The 20,451-nt window shown below is 50.1% G+C and carries 16 protein-coding genes; 2 read left to right on the top strand and 14 right to left on the bottom strand.

Annotation, left to right across the window (positions count from 1 at the left end):
• Window positions 1–21 precede the first annotated feature (21 nt).
• The 8 genes from POREN0001_RS04775 to POREN0001_RS04810 all read right to left on the bottom strand — a co-directional run bounded on the left by POREN0001_RS04775 (window position 22) and on the right by POREN0001_RS04810 (window position 9,483).
• The gene (locus tag POREN0001_RS04775; RefSeq protein ID WP_004333649.1) at window positions 22–1,257 is read right to left on the bottom strand and encodes a uracil-xanthine permease family protein; all 1,236 of its coding nucleotides are present in this window, start codon (window positions 1,255–1,257) and stop codon (window positions 22–24) included.
• A gap of 226 nt (window positions 1,258–1,483) precedes the next feature.
• Window positions 1,484–3,589, bottom strand: coding sequence for a two-component regulator propeller domain-containing protein (locus POREN0001_RS04780; protein WP_004333613.1), 2,106 nt, complete (start codon window positions 3,587–3,589; stop codon window positions 1,484–1,486).
• 43 nt (window positions 3,590–3,632) lie between these two features.
• Entirely contained in the window at window positions 3,633–4,577 is a 945-nt protein-coding gene (locus POREN0001_RS04785; protein WP_004333729.1) for a hypothetical protein, read from the bottom strand.
• Window positions 4,578–4,587: 10 nt separating this feature from the next.
• Entirely contained in the window at window positions 4,588–5,508 is a 921-nt protein-coding gene (locus POREN0001_RS04790) for a hypothetical protein (RefSeq protein WP_004333662.1), read from the bottom strand.
• Between the two features lie 190 nt (window positions 5,509–5,698).
• Window positions 5,699–7,129, bottom strand: a complete 1,431-nt coding sequence (locus POREN0001_RS04795) for an aspartate ammonia-lyase (protein ID WP_004333506.1) — start codon at window positions 7,127–7,129, stop codon at window positions 5,699–5,701.
• 82 nt (window positions 7,130–7,211) lie between these two features.
• A complete protein-coding gene (locus tag POREN0001_RS04800) occupies window positions 7,212–7,853 on the bottom strand; it encodes a 3'-5' exonuclease (protein WP_004333680.1) in 642 nt (213 codons plus the stop codon).
• A 10-nt stretch (window positions 7,854–7,863) separates the two neighbouring features.
• Window positions 7,864–8,451: a DUF5063 domain-containing protein gene (locus POREN0001_RS04805; RefSeq protein WP_004333799.1), complete on the bottom strand. Its 588-nt coding sequence runs from the start codon at window positions 8,449–8,451 to the stop codon at window positions 7,864–7,866.
• Between the two features lie 18 nt (window positions 8,452–8,469).
• On the bottom strand, window positions 8,470–9,483 hold the full coding sequence (locus tag POREN0001_RS04810; RefSeq protein ID WP_040580805.1) for an aspartate-semialdehyde dehydrogenase: 1,014 nt from the start codon (window positions 9,481–9,483) through the stop codon (window positions 8,470–8,472).
• A gap of 771 nt (window positions 9,484–10,254) precedes the next feature.
• On the opposite strand from POREN0001_RS04810, the gene POREN0001_RS04815 reads away from it, so the two are divergent.
• Window positions 10,255–11,634 (top strand): trigger factor, encoded by a 1,380-nt coding sequence (locus POREN0001_RS04815; RefSeq protein WP_004333864.1) that lies wholly within the window; start codon window positions 10,255–10,257, stop codon window positions 11,632–11,634.
• A gap of 113 nt (window positions 11,635–11,747) precedes the next feature.
• Window positions 11,748–12,413, top strand: a complete 666-nt coding sequence (gene ung / locus POREN0001_RS04820; protein WP_004333501.1) for a uracil-DNA glycosylase — start codon at window positions 11,748–11,750, stop codon at window positions 12,411–12,413.
• Between the two features lie 89 nt (window positions 12,414–12,502).
• Here the strand turns inward: ung and mraY are convergent, their stop codons facing one another.
• The 6 genes from mraY to POREN0001_RS04850 form a co-directional block, all read right to left on the bottom strand.
• Window positions 12,503–13,765, bottom strand: a complete 1,263-nt coding sequence (mraY, locus tag POREN0001_RS04825) for a phospho-N-acetylmuramoyl-pentapeptide-transferase (protein ID WP_004333647.1) — start codon at window positions 13,763–13,765, stop codon at window positions 12,503–12,505.
• A gap of 17 nt (window positions 13,766–13,782) precedes the next feature.
• A complete protein-coding gene (locus tag POREN0001_RS04830; RefSeq protein WP_004333749.1) occupies window positions 13,783–15,333 on the bottom strand; it encodes a UDP-N-acetylmuramoyl-L-alanyl-D-glutamate--2,6-diaminopimelate ligase in 1,551 nt (516 codons plus the stop codon).
• Window positions 15,334–15,390: 57 nt separating this feature from the next.
• Window positions 15,391–17,742, bottom strand: coding sequence for a penicillin-binding protein (locus POREN0001_RS04835; protein WP_004333580.1), 2,352 nt, complete (start codon window positions 17,740–17,742; stop codon window positions 15,391–15,393).
• Window positions 17,743–17,764: 22 nt separating this feature from the next.
• Window positions 17,765–18,442, bottom strand: coding sequence for a hypothetical protein (locus POREN0001_RS04840; protein ID WP_004333665.1), 678 nt, complete (start codon window positions 18,440–18,442; stop codon window positions 17,765–17,767).
• 95 nt (window positions 18,443–18,537) lie between these two features.
• Window positions 18,538–19,431, bottom strand: coding sequence for a mechanosensitive ion channel family protein (locus tag POREN0001_RS04845; protein ID WP_004333847.1), 894 nt, complete (start codon window positions 19,429–19,431; stop codon window positions 18,538–18,540).
• Between the two features lie 12 nt (window positions 19,432–19,443).
• Window positions 19,444–20,451, bottom strand: a complete 1,008-nt coding sequence (locus tag POREN0001_RS04850) for a type I phosphomannose isomerase catalytic subunit (RefSeq protein ID WP_004333694.1) — start codon at window positions 20,449–20,451, stop codon at window positions 19,444–19,446.

The following is a 20,451-nucleotide window of genomic DNA, read 5'->3' on the forward strand; positions in this document are numbered from 1 at the left end:
CCATAAAGAGTAGTAATTTTTTCATTTCTTATTATTTTCTGTTTTTGTTGTTTCGATTGATTTCTTAGGCTCAGGCAGGATAAGATTGAGGACAACAGCAATGACAGCCGAGAGCCCAATCCCTGCGAGAGAGAAGTTGCCAAATTGCATGATGGCACCACCAATCCCCGTTGTAAGCGTCACAGAAATGATGACAATATTGCGAGACGAACCAAAGTCTACCTTGCTATTGAGGAGGTTGGAGATACCGGCTCCGGCAATGGTCCCGAAGAGAAGTAGCATAATTCCTCCTAGTACGGCTTGTGGGATACTGCTAAGAAGAGCACTGACTTTACCCACGAGAGAAAAGACAATACCCGTAACTGCAGCAATGCGGAAGACAGAAGGGTTGCTCACTTTAGTCAGAGACATGGCTCCTGTTACCTCGCTATACGTGGTAACGGGTGGCGCCCCGATCACGCTTGCCACGAGGCAGGCAAGTCCATCCCCAAGCATGGTGCGGTGTAGCCCCGGGTCTTTGACAAAGTTTTTCCCCGTAACACTATTAACTACGTACACGTCTCCGATATGCTCAATAACCGGCGCAATAGCTACCGGAATCATGAAGAGAATGGGCTCCCAAGAGATCTTGGAGGGGAAGATTAGCTTGGGAAGAGCGAACCAATCTGCCGCCGCTACTTTAGTGAGATCTATCTCACTGGGGAAGAATATGAGAGCTAAGATATACCCTACGACAATGCCGCAAAAGATAGGGATAAGCTTGATAAGACCGCGGGTGTAGAGCGTTACGATAATGGCCGTCGCGAGCGATGCCGCAGCCAGCCACCAATTGGTCGATGCCATATTAACGGCACTCGGGGAGAGCGATAGCCCAATGAGCATGATTACAGGCCCTATCACGATGGGAGGGAAGAGCCTATTGAGTAGCTTAGTGCCCTGCCAGCGAACCAATGCTGCCATCACAAAGTAGACGGCCGATACACCTATCAAACCGAAAAGAGCACCCTCCAATCCGTATAACTCCGTTGCCTTGACAATGGGGGCAATAAAGGCAAAACTACTCCCCAAAAAGATGGGGACTTTACCTTTTGTTACAAGGTGAAAAAGCAGTGTGCCGATACCAGCCGAAAATAGGGCTGTAGAGGGATCTAGCCCCACCAATAAGGGGACTAATACTGTTGCCCCAAAGGCTACGAAAAGATATTGCACACCTACAATACCCTTTCTGATAGGGCTCAAGTCGTTTGATTGATTCATCTCTTATTTTATTTTGACAAAGCTATTCTGTCCACAAAGGTAGCAGAAACTAGCGCAATATCCCCTGTCATGTGCAGGTTATTCTCTCCTTAGCACGCAAGATAATAGGGGTGGGAGGCGGTACTTGACAATGAGAAGTCACGAGTTCTCTCCCCTTAAAACAACGAGGGTGAGAGTAGAATGGATCCACCCTCACCCTGTTAAGGTTGAAGCCTGAGGCGATAATTTATTCGCTTACAAGTAGACGATAGGCTTTAGATCCCACGACGAGGACATAAGTACCCGGCGTTATCCCTTCTAATCCAATGCGTAGAGAACCTTGGGCATCGCACTGTATCTTGCGCAATAGCACCCCATCAAGCGTTGTCAAGCGCACTTCTTCCGAGGCATTGGCACCTTGCAACTCGGTATAGCTCGAGGCGGGGTTGGGTGCAACAATAAGCGAATGAGAGGGAAGAGTAGCCGCCGTAGAGGTCAGCTTTTGCACCAAAGAGTCCGGATTTTTGAGGATGAAAATACCATCATTGGTGCAGACGTAGAGCTCGCCTTTCTCATTAAAACGAGCCATATATACATCCGTGGGCGTGAAGCCTTCTGTAGTCCCAATTTTGTAAAAGACACCCTCTTTGGTCATCAAATAAAATCCTTCTGTCCAGCAAGAGATCCAGCGATTGCCTTTTGCATCAAAGGCAACATGATTGACATAGCCAGAGATAAAACCGTTGGAGGCACCGTAGTTGGTATATTCGTTGGTAGTTAGGTTACGTACCTGTAGCCCCGTATTCGTGCAGATATACATGGAGCCGTCGGAGGCGAAAAGGATGTTGCGAACGTTATCATCGGGGAGCTTATGCTCACTCTTTGTGAGGGCAGTGAATTTTCCCCCCTTGTACTGAATGGCTCCGGCTACTGAGGAGAGCCAAAGCGATCCGTCGGCTCCGGGGGTTATACCCAAGAGCGAGTTGGTAGGCAATCCTTGCTCCTGCTTTATCGTTTCCCACTTATTGTTTGCATATTTGGCAAGCCCTCCGGAGAAGGTGGTGACCCATGCTATTCCTTCGGCATCTACCCATACATCGGTAACGGTACCTACCGGTAGTTTGCCTTCTCCTACGCCGTGGTTGGTCCACATCTCCATAGTAGGATTGTAAACAGAGACACCCCCATCGTAGAACGCAGCCCAGAGTTGCTCCTTTGCATCAAGATAAAGACGACGAGTATTCAAGCCAATCAGGCCTCCATTCGCTTGGGTAAAGCTTTTCCACTTCTTACCGGTAGCATCGTAGTGGCTTATGCCTGAGGTGGTTGCCACCCAGAAGTTCCCTCCATTGGAGAGTACTATATCTTTGCAGACATTGCCCACAAGTCCATCGCCCGAGTAGAGTGCCCATGTATTGCTTTCTGTCTGGTAAGCTACCCCTGTCTTGTGGGTTGCAAGATGAGCCTTGCCCTCAGAAGAAAACGTTATATCGAAGATATCTTTGGCATGTAGGCCTTCGTTCTCTCCGATGAGTAGCCATTTTCCTCCTTCTTGGTGGCATACTCCAAAGCCATCAGTACCGACCCAAAGTCTCCCCTTTGCATCAAACATTACCGTGGTAAGGAAGTTGTCGGGCAACCCATTTTCGGTTGTTTGGGTGCTCCATCGTGTGCCATCGAAGTGTTGTAGTCCGTTCTGAGAAGCAATCCAAACGTCCCCTTCGCGCGTTGTAATGTCTTGGATAGATCCAAACGTATTAGATTCCTCTAGAACTTTCCACTCCGTGCCTTCGAAGTAGTAAACACCGCTCTCGCAACCAGCCCACACCTTGCCGGCTTTGTCTATTGCGAGGGTAGTGAAGGTGGTAAAAGGGTTGGATGCGGGGTGATAATGGGTGCGCTCTGCTCCCTTTATGTAGGTGAGCGTAGCTCCATCGGCTACCCAATAGCCGCCCTTCTCGTCCTCTAGAATATCTTGAGTGAAGCCTCCCTCTAGGTCACCGCTCTCCGTGGTATAGAAGGTCCATTCTCCCTGTGGAGAACGCATGGCAAGCCCCTCTTCGTTGGCTGCGAGCCACATGTTTTTGTTCTTGTCTAGGAAGAGTTGGTTTGCAGCCTTTCCCTCCAGAGCCTGCATCCCTTGGAGCATTGTCCAAACTCCTCCCTTTAGGAGAGCAACCCCCTTGTTGGTGGCAGCCCATAGGGTGCCTTGCCCGTCGAACTCCAAATCGTAGACCTCATCGCTAGGTAATCCTGAGGAGGTGTTGTCGGTACCAAAGCGTACCCACGTTTGGGCTTGTAGTGTAAAAAGGCTTGCCACGAGGGCAGCGGTGATCAGAAAAAGTCGTTTCATCAAATAGCTATTATGGTTGAATTATTGCTCGAGAGTTGCCTGTTTAGAACTCCATTCGGTAGCGGATGGGGCGCTCAAAGGGAGGTGTATTGCCTTTGGAGGTGGCGGTATAAATCACATCATTCCACTTACCTAGCATGGTGCCACGCATGTCAATTGGAGCCTCCTTTATAGCATTGGAGCTGTAGGTCTTGCGCTGTGTGAAGTGATAGCTTAGTACATCTTCGGCTTCTTGGCTCTCAGTATCAGCAACGAAGCTACCCGCAAGAGCCTCTTGCCATAACCCGTTTTTGTTCTTTGTCACGAAGAAGATGCGGAAGTCGTCCGTGCCTACGAGTGCGCTTTTGGGCGATCCATCTGAGTTTTTCCCGTCTTCGGAAAGAGTCGTTATAAAGTAGGAAGAGTCTAGTTCTACCTCTGTTCCATCCTTTAATATGGCAAAAACGGATCGATAATTGCTCTCTTCTTCGTCGCGACTTATCACATTTACAACCTCGCCTTTGGGGGCTGGGTGCCGGAGAGCCTCGAAGTCGTTGAACCAAATTGCACGCAAAAACGAAAGCACCTTTACTGTCCCATCTTTTTGGATGAAGTAAAGCATCGGGTTATCCCAGTGCTGACCTTTATTGATAAACACAATCTTAGAGCACTCTTCTGTAAGCCCCGAGACCTCGTACTCGTCGTTGGCAGCGTAGTAGAAAGGAGCGAGGGGGATGTCTTGGATAGGATAGAATTCCCAGATCTTCTCGCGGAGAGATTTGGGGAAGCGCAGCCAAGCCTTACCGTCTCTGAGAATGGCTTCGAATGCAATATCCTCCTCAATGAGCATAAGAGCTAAGGGGCACTGTTGGACTTCCTCTTTGCCAGAAGTAGAAGATTGCTCTGCATTGGCAGAGTCTTTTTGCTTATCTGAGTGGTTGCTACCGCAGGCGGGTAGGATAAAAAGCCCCAAAAGGGCGGTGATTACAACGCTGTTTACGAGTCTCATACTATCTGTTTTATTTATATATCTGTGTTGCGTCTACGTCGCATATTTCTGCAATTTTGGATGAGGTTAGCTCAACAGGATTGCCTATCCCTTCCCTACGGGTGAGGGTGAAGTTGCCCGTCTCTTTGATATCAAATGCCTTTGCCCCTTGCCCATCTTCACGTTCGAGATAGAATAAGTCGAAGGTGTAATTGCCTTTCTGTCCCTCGTCAAGCCAATCGGGGCCCTCGAAAGTGCCTTGATAGACTTGTCCCCAAGTACCTTCATAACGATCCATCAAGATTTGGATTTTGTAGTCCGAGCTGAGCACGATTACGAGAGGAGGATTGCCCACTTCGTTTAGTATGGGGTAGCGCAATTCGTGCTTTACCATAAAGGGGAGGATCTCAAACTCTTTGCCCGAAGCGTCTTTGGCAAAAATGGTTACGTAGGTGTTGTCCACCACTTTAGACTCAAAGCTTTTTATATTCTGGAGCTGTTTGATAGGGGCACTGGCATTAAAATCTTTGTATAACACCGCTTGGAAGATATTGAGTAGCTGTACTCGCCCATCACTTAGCAGCATACAGAGCATAGGATTTACGTCTTGACCGATGTCACCAACAAAGATATTGACGCAGGAGCCTGCAAGGCGAGTTACTTCGAATAGGTCTTTGCCTACGGGATTTGCCACGTCTTCGGGGAGGTATAGCGAGCTCCCGAGACTAAGCTCTTGGCGCAGTGCTATGGGTAAGTGTAGGGAAACTCTCCCATCCTCTAGGAATACTTCGTAGGGGATATCACCGTCTACACTAGGGAAGGTGAGCTTGATGGTGTCTGACTTTGTCGTCTCATTTGTGTCTTTTTCTTCTTGCGATGAGTTTTTTTTGCCACAAGAAAGGCATGTGAACGAAACGAATAATAGAACAAATAGAAGTGTTTTCGTTTTCATGGATGTCGTCGTTTGGAGGAGGATAGTTGGCTAGATAAGGCAAAGTCCCTGCTCTTCTGTTCTGCAACTCTGCGAGCGGAGTGTGTGGTGAAAGGTGGGGGCTGAGGGACTTGAGCAGTCGTCTAAAAAGCCAAGAAGAGAGGCGTTGAGCATTCGAAACGCTCCGCCCCTCTTCAAGTGCCTTTGAGTATTACTTCAGCGGTTTGATGTGCTGAAGATTTACGGGTTTGATCATATTTTCGGGACTCAAGATGGTGTCAAGGTCTTCCTTCGATAGGATGCCATGCTCGAGTACGAGGTCGTAAACGCCACGGCCTGTCTCCATAGCTTCCTTGGCAATCTTGGTTGAGTTCTTATACCCAATTACGGGGTTAAGAGCTGTTACAATGCCGATGCTGTTGCGGATATAATCGCGGCAAACATCTTCATTTGCGGTGATGCCATCAACGCAAAGGGTGCGGAAGGTGTCCATTCCGTTCATGAGGAGGTCGCAGCTTTCGAAGCAGCATTGTGCCATCACAGGCTCCATTGCGTTAAGCTCCATTTGGGCAGCGTCGCCGGCCATGGTCACCGTGAGGTCATTACCGATCACCTTGTAGCAAACTTGGCTGAGCACTTCGGGGATCACGGGGTTAACCTTACCTGGCATGATCGAAGAGCCGGGCTGCATGGCGGGTACGTTGATTTCGTGTAGACCGCAGCGAGGACCCGAGGCAAGGAGACGAATGTCGTTGCCAATCTTATTGAGTTTTACAGCGATGCGCTTGAGGGCACTAGAGTAACCAATCATTACCGAGGTGTCGCTCGTTGCTCCTACAAGGTCTTCTGTCAATTTGATATCCCAGCCTGTGATATCTGCCGTAGCCTTGATGCAAGCTTCTGCATACCCCGGTTCGGAGCAGATACCTGTACCGATAGCCGTTGCCCCCATATTGATGGTGAGGAATTGCTTAGCCGCAAAATCGAGGTATGCCAATTCTTCTTCTAGGATAGCGGCAAAACCGCCGAATGTTTGCCCTAGAGACATGGGCACGGCATCCTCAAGTTGGGTACGACCCATCTTAAGGATATGGGCAAACTCTGCACTCTTTTTGCGCAGTGATGCGATCAGTTCTTCGAGGTGAGGACGCAGAGCAAGGTGCGTTGCATAGAGCCCAAGGTGGATAGCCGTTGGGTAAGCATCGTTGGTCGATTGGCTGCAATTGACATGATCGTTGGGCTGTAGATATTTGTATTCTCCGGCCTCGTGCCCCATGATTTGTAGGGCGCGGTTGCAGATCACCTCATTGGCATTCATATTGGTGGTAGTGCCGGCACCACCTTGGATCATATCCACAGGGAATTGATCGTGGTGCTTGCCTTCGAGGATTTCTTTGCAGGTGGCTACGATGGCGTTGTATTGCTCATCGGTGAGCAAGCCGTGGGCATGATTGGCAATAGCAGCCCCCCACTTTGTGTAGGCTAGCCCATTGATAAAAAGGGGATACTGATCTAGACGGAAACGACTGATCTGAAAGTTTTCGATACCGCGCAGTGTCTGCACTCCGTAGAGCTTATCTGCGGGGATTTGGCGTTCGCCCAAAAGGTCGCTCTCTAGGCGGAATTTAGAGTCGGGATTCATGTTCGAGTACGCTTATTAATAGTATTGTATTTATAGAATTCTCTGTTTGTACGCCTTTTGTTTGAGGACAAAGATAGCCATTTTAGTTAGCTTTTGCACCCCCCGGTACATAAAGCAAGGCAAAACGGGAGGGGTGTGGAATGGGACGCTCCATCAGGGCGTTGTAAATACGCAGGCAGGCATAGGCGTCGAGGGCGGCATATAGTTGCTGTTTGAAGGAGAGGGTCGGGCTCTCCCAGTTGGTCACTCTCTGAGATTTGCTAATGCGCTCCCCAAAGATGATGGCGTAGATATTTTGCAATCCGGCATCACGTATACCATAGGCAGGGCATAGGCTCTGTAGCTCGATGAACCCCTCGGGCTGCACCTCTGCACGGCGGCGCATTACCTTGTAGTCGTCGCGCAAACTTAGCCCAACTTTCAAGATATTGGGGTTGGCAAGAAAGGCTTTGAGGCGGGGCGTAAAGTCTGTTTTATTTACACGGATAAGGTAAGCATCCTCCAACGTAGAGATCTGTATCAAAGCTACTTCTGCGGTTTCGCCTCGGGTGAAACAGGGTTTAGACTCGGTGTCAAAGCCCACAACGGACTGCCGTTCTAGCTGGTCGAAGATTGCTTCTGCCTCTTCTGCCGTCTCCACGAGGTGTATTTGTCCCGGGAAAAACGCGGTATGAGAGAGGGTGGCGATCTCCTCTTTTGTAATATGCTCCTGTAGGGATTCCATTTTCTTTTCGTTAAAAATCCTCTGTTGTAGGCTCTAGTGGGGTCTCTTCGTCAGGCTCAAGACTCTCGGTAAACTTTAGGTGATGCAGGGCACGTAGGGCAGCCAAGATGCGATCGCCCCAATAGGTGCCAAATTGCTCAGAAAGCTCGTAGAGAGCTAGAGGGATGAGGTCGAAGACTTCGTCGCGAAGAAGCCCAACAAAGTTGCCGATAGGTTGATAAATATCCGTAAGCGTCTCCGAGAGGCGTGCCGTAAGAGGGCGGTCGCTATACTGCATCTCGGGCGATAATGCTTCAAGGAAGAGGTCGCCTCGCCCAAATTGCTGCTCCAAACCTCGCTCTACGAGGGTGTACTCCGTCTCGCTTACGTACTCCGGGAGAAAATACTCCTCCTCCTTGTCGAAGAGCGTAGCATCGTCTCCTCCCGATTGGAGCAGGGGCAAGGTCTTGATATAGAGGAGGGGGAGTATCCTCAGCAACTTATTGGTAAGCTCAGCCGGAGCCATCTGTGCGGCATCGTGCAAGAGGGTGCAAAAGGGGACGGCTACTGTGGCAAATTCGAGTACCTCCGGCGTGAGAGCGGTTTGAGATTGTTTCATCACAAGTGGGGGAATGGGTTACTTGGCAAACCTGCCATGGGCGATAAGCCATTCGGCAATTTGCACGGCATTGAGAGCCGCCCCTTTGCGGATTTGGTCGGCAACGCACCAGAAGGTGATGCCCCCGGGGTGTGCAATGTCTTGTCGGATACGCCCTACATACACGGGGTCTTGATCCGCGGCCAAAAGGGGCATCGGATAGCGGAGTTGTTTGGGATCGTCCACAACAACGATGCCCTCTTGTGCCTCAAAAGCACGGCGCGCCTCCTCGGGAGTTATCGCGCGTTCGCCCTCTACCCATATTGCCTCGCTGTGTGCTCTCAGTACCGGAACTCGCACACACGTTGCACTCACGGCTATTGAACTATGGAGGATTTTTTGCGTCTCGTGGTACATTTTGAGCTCCTCTTTGGTGTAGTCGTCATCGGCAAAAACATCAATATGGGGAATCACGTTGTACAGGAGTTGATGGGCAAATTTATTAACCTCAAGAGGTCTGTTTTCGGCTTCGTCTCGTACCTGCTGGCGTAGCTCTTCCATAGCTAGGTTACCGGCTCCACTGGCTGCTTGGTAAGTCGCCACATGCACCTGCCGCAGAGGGGTTATCTTATTGAGGGCATGTAGAGCCACCACCATTTGTATCGTAGAACAATTGGGGTTGGCAATGATATTTCTAGGAGTAACGAGGGCGTCGGTTGGGTTTACCTCAGGTACAACGAGAGGTACATCTTCTGCCATCCGAAAGGCACTCGAATTGTCGATCATCAGTGCTCCGTGGCGCGTAATTACCTCGGCATACTTACGAGATGTGTCTCCTCCTGCGGAGACGAAGGCTATATCCACACCGCGGAATGCATCGTTGTCTTGCAATTCTTCTACCTTGCATAGCTGCCCTGCTACCTTGTACTCTTTGCCTGCACTGCGAGAGGAGCCAAAAAGACGGATCTCTGCTGCCGGAAAGTTGCACTGCTCAATAAGGCGCATGAACTCCCCGCCTACTGCTCCCGAGGCTCCTACAATTGCTATTTTTATACCCATATTTCTGTAGACTACTGACTAACTCGTTGATTCTATTCGCACTCACCCTTGCATGGAGAAGAGAGCCCTCGCCGTATGGGTGTTGCCTCCCACAAAAGTAGTCACTTTGGGTGGATAAACATCGCCTTTCACCTGCTTCTGTGGGGAGTTGCGTCGTGTGGATGGGTATTGACTTGCCCTTGTGGCGTGGTGCTGTCTAGAAGAGTTGCACCCCCCCTCTCAGCTAGGGGTAAATCTCCCTAAGGGAGAGAGGCTCGAAATTCTCTGGGTGAAAAATTTTCCGTTCTTGCCCAGAATGTGTCTCCATTCTTGGCTGAAAAATAAAAAAGTTTTAGGCAGAAAAGAGAGTACTTTCTACCCAAGAAAAAGTAAGAATCTAGGCAGCCATTTTTTCGTCCTCCCCTTTTAGGTGAAAAAGAGTGCGTACTCGGGTTCCCTCTACCAATCCGCTGTGCAAAGCACCTCTACGCCGTCAAGTGTGAGACCTGTGCCATCGCCCCGGCTTTATGCCCAAGGGGGCAGCAACTTCTTCCGCTGGATTCGGGTAGAAGTAATGCCTCCAATTGAGTGGATTCTTCGTAACATTTTATCCGAGAGGGATTGTTGTCCGCCATTTTTGTTGGTTTTTGCTCTCAAGTAAAATCCCATTTCCTCCTGTATACGTTGGGGAGGGGTTGGGCTAAGATTTGCCCGATAGCGGGATTTGTGCTACTTTTGCGTGGTCATAGATTGTATAAGTGAAATAGAAATAGACAAGAGATACAAATGAACAGTACGTTTACCACAGAAGCTCCTCGCAGAGGCATCGTAACCGTCTCTATCGAAGCTGCCGACTACGAAAAGGCAGTGAAAGAACAACTCCGTAACATCCGTCAGCGTATGGATATGCCCGGATTCCGCAAGGGCATGGTACCCCAAGGTATCGTAACAAAGAAGTACGGAGCTTCTGTAAAGATCGAAGAAATCAACAAAATGGTGGGCGACAAGCTCTTTGAAACCCTCCGAGAAAATAATGTGGAGTTCCTCGGTCAACCCATGATTCAACCCAATGATCAAGATCTAGAGAAGGGGTCGGACTTTACTTTTTCTTTCCATCTTGCCCTTACTCCCGACTTCAATATACCTCTCTCTTCGGACGTGAAACTTCCCTATTACACCGTAAAAGTGGGAGAAAAAGATATTGATGAGGCAGACAACTACATGCGTAGAGCCTATGGTAGCATGCAACAAGCTGAGGTAATGGGAGAGGACGACTCTCTCTATGGCCTACTCGTAGAGCTGGACGAAGAGGGGAATCCTAAAGAAAACGGTCTTCGTAAAGAAAACTGCCTCCTTCTGCCCAAGAGCTTCAAGGATGAGGCCGAAAAGGCAAAGTTCAAAGATGTGGCCCTCCACTCTGTGGTGCGCTTCAATCCCTACAAGGCAGACGGAGAGACGGATGCTATCACCAGCAATCTCTTGGGCATCAAACCCGAAGAAGTAGAAGATCACAAGGGGGACTTTAACTTCGAAGTAGAGAAGATTAATCACTTTGTAGAGGCTGAACTCGGCGAAGAACTCTATAAGAAGGCCTTTGGCGAAGAGACAACAATCAAAGACGAAGCTGCCTACCGTGCTGAGTTGGCAAAGCGTCGCGAGATGGAGTATGCTTCTGGTTCTAACAACCTTTTTGCCAATAAGCTGATTGAATATGTAAAGGCAAATATCGGCACTCCCGAGTTTGATAAGGAAACTTTCCGTCCTTTCGTTGCCAACATTCAGAAGAAGAATAACGAAGAGCTTACAGAGGAGAGTTTCCAGTCCATCATAGACTACGTCTTCTTCACAACAGCCCTCCGCCAGATGGCAAAGGCACAAGGCGTAGAGGTTACAGACGAGATAATCCGTCAAGAAGCTCTTGGTGAGATTCGTCAGCAAATGGCCGCTTATGGTTATAGCAGTCTCCCCGATTCTATTTTTGAAACACTTGTAAAGTCTCACCTCGAAGACGAAAACAAGCGTGCCGAGACTGAGCTAAATGCAACGATCCGTCTTGTGGCTCTTGATGCTCAAAGCAAGGTAACTCTCGAAAAGAAAGAGGTTACTTCCGAAGAGTTTGAGAAGCTCTTCCATGGAACAAGTGAAGAACCTGCCGAAGAGGCATAAGGTAAACTAAGGAGAGAGACTGCTCTCCCCCTCAATCTTTGCAGCACTCATCTCCCTTTGGTGTGGGATGGGTGCTGCTTCTTTTTTAGTAGCCGGAGAAAAGGAAGAACCCTATGAATGTACGTATTGAAGAGGGCTGGAAAAAGGTGCTTGCCCCTGAGTTTGATAAGTTTTACTTCGAGACTTTGACCGATTTTGTGCGCAAGCAATACCGGCAAGGTGCGGCCTATCCCCCCGCAGCACAGATCTTTAGAGCCTTTGATTGTTGCCCTTTCGATCGGGTGCGTGTTGTGATTTTGGGGCAGGATCCCTACCATGAACCCGGGCAAGCCGAGGGGCTGGCATTTTCTGTCCCCGAGGGGATTACTCCGCCTCCTAGTCTACGCAATATTCTGCAAGAGATTGCAAGTGACTTGGGGCATCCCTCCATCATACAGGGGGGGCATCTAATGCCTTGGGTAGAGCAGGGGGTATTGCTTCTCAATGCCACGCTTACGGTGGAGGCGCACAAGGCTGCTTCGCATCAAGGGCGGGGCTGGGAGACTTTTACCGATGCGGCTATAGAGGCTCTTGCTAAGCAGCGCGAGGGGCTTGTCTTCATGCTCTGGGGTAGCTCCGCACGACGTAAGGCAGCCATGATACCCCAAGGAAAACACTTTGTACTAGAGGCTCCTCATCCCTCTCCGCTTTCGGCACATCGTGGCTTCTTAGGCTGTCGCCATTTTAGTAAAGCCAACGAATATCTCCGCCGTCGTGGGCAACAGCCCATTGAATGGTAGAGCAACGCCCTCTATCCCCATTGACTAGGAGATAAGGGCGTGTGGTAGCAATGAAAAAGCCTAGAAGGCTAAGATTGTAGTATCCGAGCTTAGCGCATCTTGAGTGTCGCCAGAGAGAAAGCGGCAAGTAGCAGGGCTATAATCCAAAATCGAACAACCAACTTATTCTCCTTCACGAGCTTTTTGGGTACATCAATAAGCACTCTTGTATCGACATTTTGCACCGCTTTTTGGAAGTGATGGTGCAGCGGAGCCATCCTAAAGATACGTACAGGCCCTCCTGCCTTGTGCTTTGTGTGCTTGTAGTAGGCCGTCTGGATCATTACAGAAAGTCCCTCTACAACGAACAATCCGCATAGGATAGGCAAGAGGAGTTCTTTGCGCACCAAAATGGCAAAAACCGCAATGATTCCACCCAACGTGAGGCTCCCCGTATCGCCCATGAAGACCTGTGCGGGATTGGCGTTGTACCAAAGGAAGCCAATGGTGGCACCAACAAAGGTTGCCGCAAAGATAACAAGCTCTTCCGCCCCTGGTATATACATGATATTGAGGTAGCTAGCCATGTTGATATGGCTGGATACATAGGCAAAAATAAGGAGCACAACTCCGACCGGCGCCGAGGAGCCTGCCGCCAGTCCATCCAATCCATCTGTAAGATTAACGCAGTTGCTGATAAAGGTCACGATGAGGGTAGCAACTACGATAAATAGAATCCATCCGACAACCTCTTTGTGCTCAGCCTTGACGGGGAGGAGGTCCGCATAGTCGAAGTTATTGTTCTTGACAAAGGGGATGGTGGTCTTGGTGCTTTTGGTTTCTACGTTGGAATAGGTCACATTAGTGATCTTGCCTTCGTGTCGTACCTCTCTATTCTCGCGGATCGAAGTCTCGGGGCTAAGGTAGAGTACAAGCCCCAAAACGAGACCGAAGAGAGCCTGCCAAACTAGTTTGTACTTGCCCGATAGTCCTTTTTTGTTGTGCTTAAATACTTTGATATAGTCGTCGATAAAGCCGAGAAGCCCCATCATCACCGTGGTGATAAGCATCAAGATAATGTAGATATTATCGAGGCGAGCAAATAGGAGGGCAGGTATAAGTATTGAGATAATTATGATAATTCCCCCCATGGTGGGCGTGTTTTTTTTGGATTGCTCCCCCTCCAAACCTAGCTCTCGGATCGTCTCTCCAATTTGTTTCTGACGCAATTTGTCGATAATCTTGCTCCCTACAAGAGTGGCAATAAGGAGCGAAAAAACGAAGGCGAGTACGGCTCGAAAGGAGACATAATGGAGTAGGCGCGCTCCTGAGAGTTGCCAATCTTGCATTAAATCTGCTAGGTAGTAAATCATATGAATAGAGGCTGTATTTAATTTGCTTGGAGAGGGGTGTTGCGGAGGGCTAGGCGTAGCTCTTCGCGGTCGTCGAAGTGATGGCGTACCCCATGGATCTCTTGATATGTTTCGTGCCCTTTGCCGGCAACGAGTATTACATCGCGAGGGGTGGCAAGACGGCAAGCGGTGGCAATGGCACTACGCCTATCCACATTGGTAAGGCATTGAGCCTGTTCTTCGGGGGTTAATCCTGCCATCATTTCGTTGATGATGGCTTGAGGGTCTTCGTCTCTGGGGTTATCGCTTGTAAGGATAAGTAGGTCACTCCTGCGGAATGCCTCCTGAGCCATGATGGGGCGTTTCCCTCGGTCCCGATTCCCTCCGGCTCCTACTACGGTGATCACTCGCCCCCCCTGAGGTACTAAAGGACGGATGGTTTCTAAGACTTTGATAAGGGCATCGGGGGTGTGAGCGTAGTCTACAATACCGATTCTCCCCCCCTCGGAGATGACCTCAAATCGCCCTTCTGCCGTTTCAATCGTGCTGAGGGCTTGGAGCAAAACGTCTTGCTCGAGATCCGGCAATAGGAGCCGGGCAGCGGCATACACTAAGGTGATGTTGTAGGCATTAAACGCCCCTACAAGGGGAATCCATACGGAGCGGTCATTGAGGAGCAGCTCAGTGCCTCGGAAGTCTCCCTCCACTACTTTGGCTTTGAAGTCGGCAAAACTCTTGAGTCCGTAGGTGTACTTCTTGGCGGAGGTGTTCTGCAACATTACAGAGCCGTTGCGGTCGTCCGCATTCACAAGAGCAAAAGCGTTGGGCGAGAGTTGGTCGAAAAACATTTTCTTCGCACGTATATACTCCTGCATGGTGCCGTGATAATCAAGATGATCGCGAGTGAGATTGGTGAACAATCCACCCACAAACTCCAGCGAACCTATGCGTCGCTGATGCGCCGCGTGGGACGAAACCTCCATAAAGACATGGCTACACCCAGCCTGTTGCATCCGATAGAGCAACTGGGCTAGGGCTATCGGATCGGGGGTTGTGTGCGTAGCTGGGATAATTTCGTTGCCTATTCGATTTTCGACTGTGCCGATCAATCCCGATTTGTAGCCGAGTCGCTCAAAAAGTCGATGGAGCATAGTGGCAGTGGAGGTCTTGCCATTGGTTCCTGTCACCCCCACTAAACGTAGATGTTTGCTCGGGTAGTGCCATAGGGCTTGAGCTAGGGCGGCGAGAGCTTCGTGTGCCGAAGAAACTGCAATATACGAGGCATCTACCTGCTCAAATAGCGCCTTCTCTTCTTGCGAGAGCACGTGCTCCCCTACAATGTATTTGGCTCCTGCCGTTAGAGCTTTGGGTACAAATTGCCAGCCATCCAGCTCTGCGCCCGGGATGGCAACAAAGAGACTGCCCGAGGTTACCTTGCGAGAGTCGTTGGTAATATGCTCTACAGAGGGGGAAGTCCCTGCCTCAAAATCCTGTTGGGGCAGGTGCCAAGAAGCAACGGCTTCGAGCAGCATCTCTCGGGATAGAGACGCCGGTTGTAGGGAAGTATTGAGGGGTTGATCAGAATTCATGAGGGAATAATTTAGCAAAGATCATCCTTTGGGCACAACAACCTAAGAGGACTTGTTCTAACGTTTTTGTGGCGTTTCCTCCTTAGTCTCCGAGATCGCAGGCTTTGGCTGAGCAGCTGCGCGATACCCCAAGGTGAGTACGATGACATCGCCTTTTTGGAGGGGCATCCCATAAGCGCGAGACTGAGCGATGACGTGCCCTTGTCCCATTAGTCGCACCTTTGCACCGCGGATTTGGAGTTGATATAGAGCCTCGCTAACCGAGAATCCTATGAGGTTGGGCATAACATTCTTGGGCACATCTGTATGAGCGCGTACCCTCCATTTCCCTTCGGAGATCTCTTCTACCGAAACCGGAGTCTCGTGTTGTATCTTCTTGTCTATCTCTAAGTCGGCTTTCTCTTGTGCCGCAAATTTGGAGATGGCACCTAGTCTGCCGGAGGTGATATGTACCCCCTTGAGTTTATCCTGCTTCGGTACCATTTCGGTTACGCTGCGGGCTGTCCCACGACTGGCTACCGCCTCGGCAATGGCACGAACTACCGCTCCGGGTTGCTGCCCTGCCGAGTAGACCGCTCCGGGAGGCAGCATGACGGTCGATATCACGGAGTAGCGAGGGTTGTCGCTAGGGAAGTATCCACAAAAAGAAACATAGTGCCCACAGTGCTCGTAGGTTCGTGTTTTAGGATTAAGGGTTTGGGCTGTACCTGTCTTGCCACTAATGGAGACAAGAGGAGAATTGACCGCCTTACCCGTCCCATCTACGACTACACCGCGGAGCATGTGGCGTAGTTGCTCGATAGTTCTGTCGCTACAAATGGAGTCGCGCAGCACTTTGGGTTGAGCAGAATAAATTACTCTTCCCGATTTATCCACGATACGATCGACCAAATAGGGGTTAAGCATTTTCCCCCCGTTGGCGATGGCGTTGTAGAATGATAGTATGTTGATGGGTGGATGGCGCGACACGTAGCCAAAGGAGAGCCACGCCAAGGTGGTTGCGTCCCACGTGTCTACCGGTTTGATTCCACTCTTTTGTGCTCCGGGGATCTCTTGGCAGCAAAGTTCGTCGAACCCAAGGTCTAAGAAGGCTTTGCGGAAGTCGTTGGGAGAGTCGTGGAAGCCGCCCACAATCATTTTGGCGATACCCACATTAGAAGAGTACTTCATCACCTCTTCGTAACTAATGGTTCCATACCCTCCTCTATTGGCATTGTGGTCGCGAACGAACCTCTTTCCATATTCCCAAACACCGTTCCCAACGTCTACCATTTGCTCCGGAGTGACGATGCCTCTGTCTAAGGCAATCATCATGCTTACCGGCTTGATGGTACTCCCGGGCTCTACAAAGTCGATGCAAGCCGAGTTGTCGCGCTCTTTGTAGGCGGGGTCTTTGGCTAGTCGTTTGAGGTTGCTGATGGCAACAATTCTTCCCGTAGATGCCTCCATTAGGATGGCGGTGCCGTAGAGAGCATTGCTCGTCTCTAGTACCTCGCGGAGGGAGTTGGTGGCCACACGCTGTAGCTCCGGATCTATCGTAGTGTAGATGTCGCAGCCATGGATGGGGGCTGTGGTAATGATACGAGTGCCCTTGCGTGAGGCATAGGCTACCTGAGAGCGTCCGTCAGCTCCCGAGAGCACATCGTCGTAATAGGCTTCGAGCCCACTTTTTCCTATCCCGGTTTCTTTGTTTATTGAGCCTATTGTGGCATCGGCTAAGTGGTTGTAAGGGCAGGCGCGTACGTAACGATTTTGAGACTTGAAGCCTCGATAGTAGGGACTTCTCTTCTTATTCCCTCTCCTGTCGTAGCGGTACATTACAAGCGAATCGGTAAAAAACGCATTGTACTCGTAGTAGGTGATAAGGCGACCAATGGGGTCTACGATAGGGTGAGCCTTACTGTTTTTGGTCTTATGTATCTTCTGGCTCCATTCGTTAACGAGCTGATTGTGCGATTTTTTTGCCTTTATATCGGGGAAGTGACGCAGCACGGCATCGGCAAGGGTGTCGAGTACTCTTCGCTCGCCGCATTGCTCATACAGATTCTTGAGCCCCTCAGCTTTTAAATCTAGATCAATCTTGTAGTAGGCAACGGTTACACGCAGAGGCTCTCCTGTGGAGGCATAGATATTGCCTCGTAGTGCGATCTCCTTTTTCTCGCGTGGCCCATCCAGGGTTTTGCTAAGAGCGACCCACTTATCTCCCTCTACACAGCCCGTCTTTGTGGCGCTGATAACGATCGCAAAGAGAGAAAACAGAGAAAAGACCACAAAGAGGGTGTGCCAAATACGCATGATGGAGCGTTTGCGCTTCTCTTGAGCATGATGCTCCCGCCGTTCTTGCACAGAACGTGGCTCTCGTTTGGCCTTAGATGTGCTTTCTTTGCCGCTGGGGTGAGTCTGTTCCATAAACAATGGTAATCGAGATAAATTACTCCTCTCTTAGATCATTGGGGATTGGGACGTATATAATATAGGGGGCAGAGTCTGCAGGCGCTAGCGTCATGCCCTGCTGTCGGAGTCGCTCCAGAAGATCTTCTTGAGTGAGGGCATGGGTAAGCTCCGATGAGATAAACTGCTGCCGCTTTGTGTAGTCGTCCATTTCGGTTTGGAGCCGTTCTTCCTCTTTGAGCTGACCGGCGAGGATGTAGTGCAGCGTGATATTAAAAATAAGACTAAACAATATAGTGACGAAGACCAAGCGATAGGGACCTGTCAGTATGGCTACAAATCGATCGCCTTTGAAACCCATGAGGGAGCGACCGAGGAGGCGTCCGATGTTGCTTGCTACGGAGCCTTGCGAAGAATTTTTCTTCTGTTGGGGTGTGGATGAGGGGTGGGATTGTGCCTCTTCTGGGGTTGAGGAGACTTTCTCTTGGGGCTTAGACGAAGACCTGTCTACACCGATGCTCTCTTGAGTAGACGGCGCGGAGAGTATCGGCTCCTCCTCTTGTGACCCCTTTCCCTCCGGAGCTACTTCTCCCCGAGAGAAAGACTGCTCAGGAGCCTCTTCTTCGTCCTCTTCTATAAAATAACTTTCGCGAAAATGAGTCGCTCTCTCGGGGGATGACTTAGTTTCTCCATAGGGAGCCTCATTAGAATCCCCCATGATTGGACTCTCATCTCTATTTGGATTGTCTCTATCCATCCCTATAATTCCCCCTAAAAATAACTAGACAAAGGTACTAAATAAGATTTGAAAGATCAAGATGTATGGACGCGTAGCTGAGGGAACGCAAAGCCAATGCCCTCTCGGTTGAAGACCGTATAAATCTCCCGATTGATGTCCCAATACAACTGCCAATACTCTTCGGTGTGGCACCACCCTCGTAAGAATATATCTACGGAGCTGGCACTCAGTTTGCTAAGAGCTACCTGATGGGCCGGCTCGGGTAGGATGCGTCTTTCGTTAATGGCAATTTGTTCTAGGAGTGCGCGTACTCGTTCGTAGTCGGTGTTATACTCTACATTCACCACCCATTCGCAGCGTCTCAATTTCATTTCGCTGTAATTGATGAGGGCGTCACTTGTGATTTTGGCATTGGGGATATAGATCGACTTATTGTCCACCGTGGTAAGAGTGGTAAAGAAGATGGCGACACGGCTTACAATCCCTTCTACTGTACCCGTAGAGATGTAGTCGCCTACCCGGAAGGGGTGCGTAATCAATATGATAACGCCACCGGCCAGATTTTGCAGTTGCCCACTGAGCGAAGCCCCGATAGTAACTCCGGCAGCAGCCATAAGAGCGGCAAATGATACGGGGGCTACCCCTAGGGCATTAATGGCGGCAACTACTACGGCAATGAGTAGGATTACCTTGAGAATAGAATGCAAGAACCCACGTACGGCAGCTTCTAGTTTACGGCGTTCCATGGCACGATCTGCCACCCGAAGTAGCCACTTGACGATAAGGCGTCCTACATAAAATATAAGCACCGCGATTAGGACGCGGACGCCAAAATTGATGGCTTTCTCTAGCCAGTCTGAGAGAAGCCCCCCGTAGTCGATGTTTGTCAACTTATCGGGAGTTAGCACCTCTGTAATGGGAGGAGCCGCTGTGGCAGTTGTGTCTATAATGGGAGGAATAGCGGGCATATCTAACGTTGTTTAGAGCTCAGAAGGAGGGGCATTGCTAATGGTAATGGCAGCAAGACGCGCTTTTTGTCGGGGTGTAATGTGGGCAGGGAGACAAGAAGCTGGGAACAAAAGAGTGTGACCACATGGCAGCTCTACTTCGTAGCCGGAGCAGTCTCTGACCGATACACTTCCCTCTAGAGCGACAAAAACGACGCACTCGTTTTCTCCCGAGGGAGGCATGTAGCATAGTGGTTGGGTGAGCGAAAGGGTGGAGAATACGAAGTAGGGAGTTTCTAGCAGTACATTGACTTGGTTAGGCTCCTCGTGGTAATCAATGCGATAGGGCGGGGTGGCATCGAAGTCGAGAGCTCTCTCTGCGGCTTCGAGGTGTAGAGGACGTTTCTCTCCGGCACTATCGAGACGATTGTAGTCGAAGATGCGGTAGGTTACATCCAAGGCTTGCTGTACCTCCAAAATAAAAGAGCCTGCCCCAATGGTGTGAATGCGCCCTGCCGGGATATAAAATAGGTTGCCGCGAGCGATAGGGTCATAGCGGAGAAGATCCGTAATAAAGCCGCCTTTAATGGCTTGTTGGTACTGCTCTTGAGTTGTGGAGGCGGCAAATCCTGCCGAGAGACGAGCCCCTTTTGTTGCATCTACAATGTACCACATTTCGCTTTTCCCGTGAGGGAGCCCAAGAGAGGGGGCTAAAGCGTCCGACGGATGTACCTGTACCGATAGGTCTTCTCGAGCATCGATAAATTTGATGAGGAGGGGAAAGCGCGCGCCGTAGCGGCTGTAATGTTTTTCTCCTAGGATAGAACGCCCAGCTTTTTGCATCAATTCTGTGAGAGAAACTCCTGCCAAAGCTCCCTCTAGCACTACAGAAGTATGCCCCTCCATGGGTGATAACTCCCAACTCTCTCCTATCGCTCTAGGCTCGCTTAGGATACCTTTGTAGGGCGCAATGCGGTAACCCCCCCACAGTACGGGGCGGAAGATTGGGGCAAAGCGCAGAGGATAGAGAGGAGTATTCAT

It is taken from the genome of Porphyromonas endodontalis ATCC 35406 (genome assembly GCF_000174815.1).
GTDB classification, from domain to species: domain Bacteria; phylum Bacteroidota; class Bacteroidia; order Bacteroidales; family Porphyromonadaceae; genus Porphyromonas; species Porphyromonas endodontalis.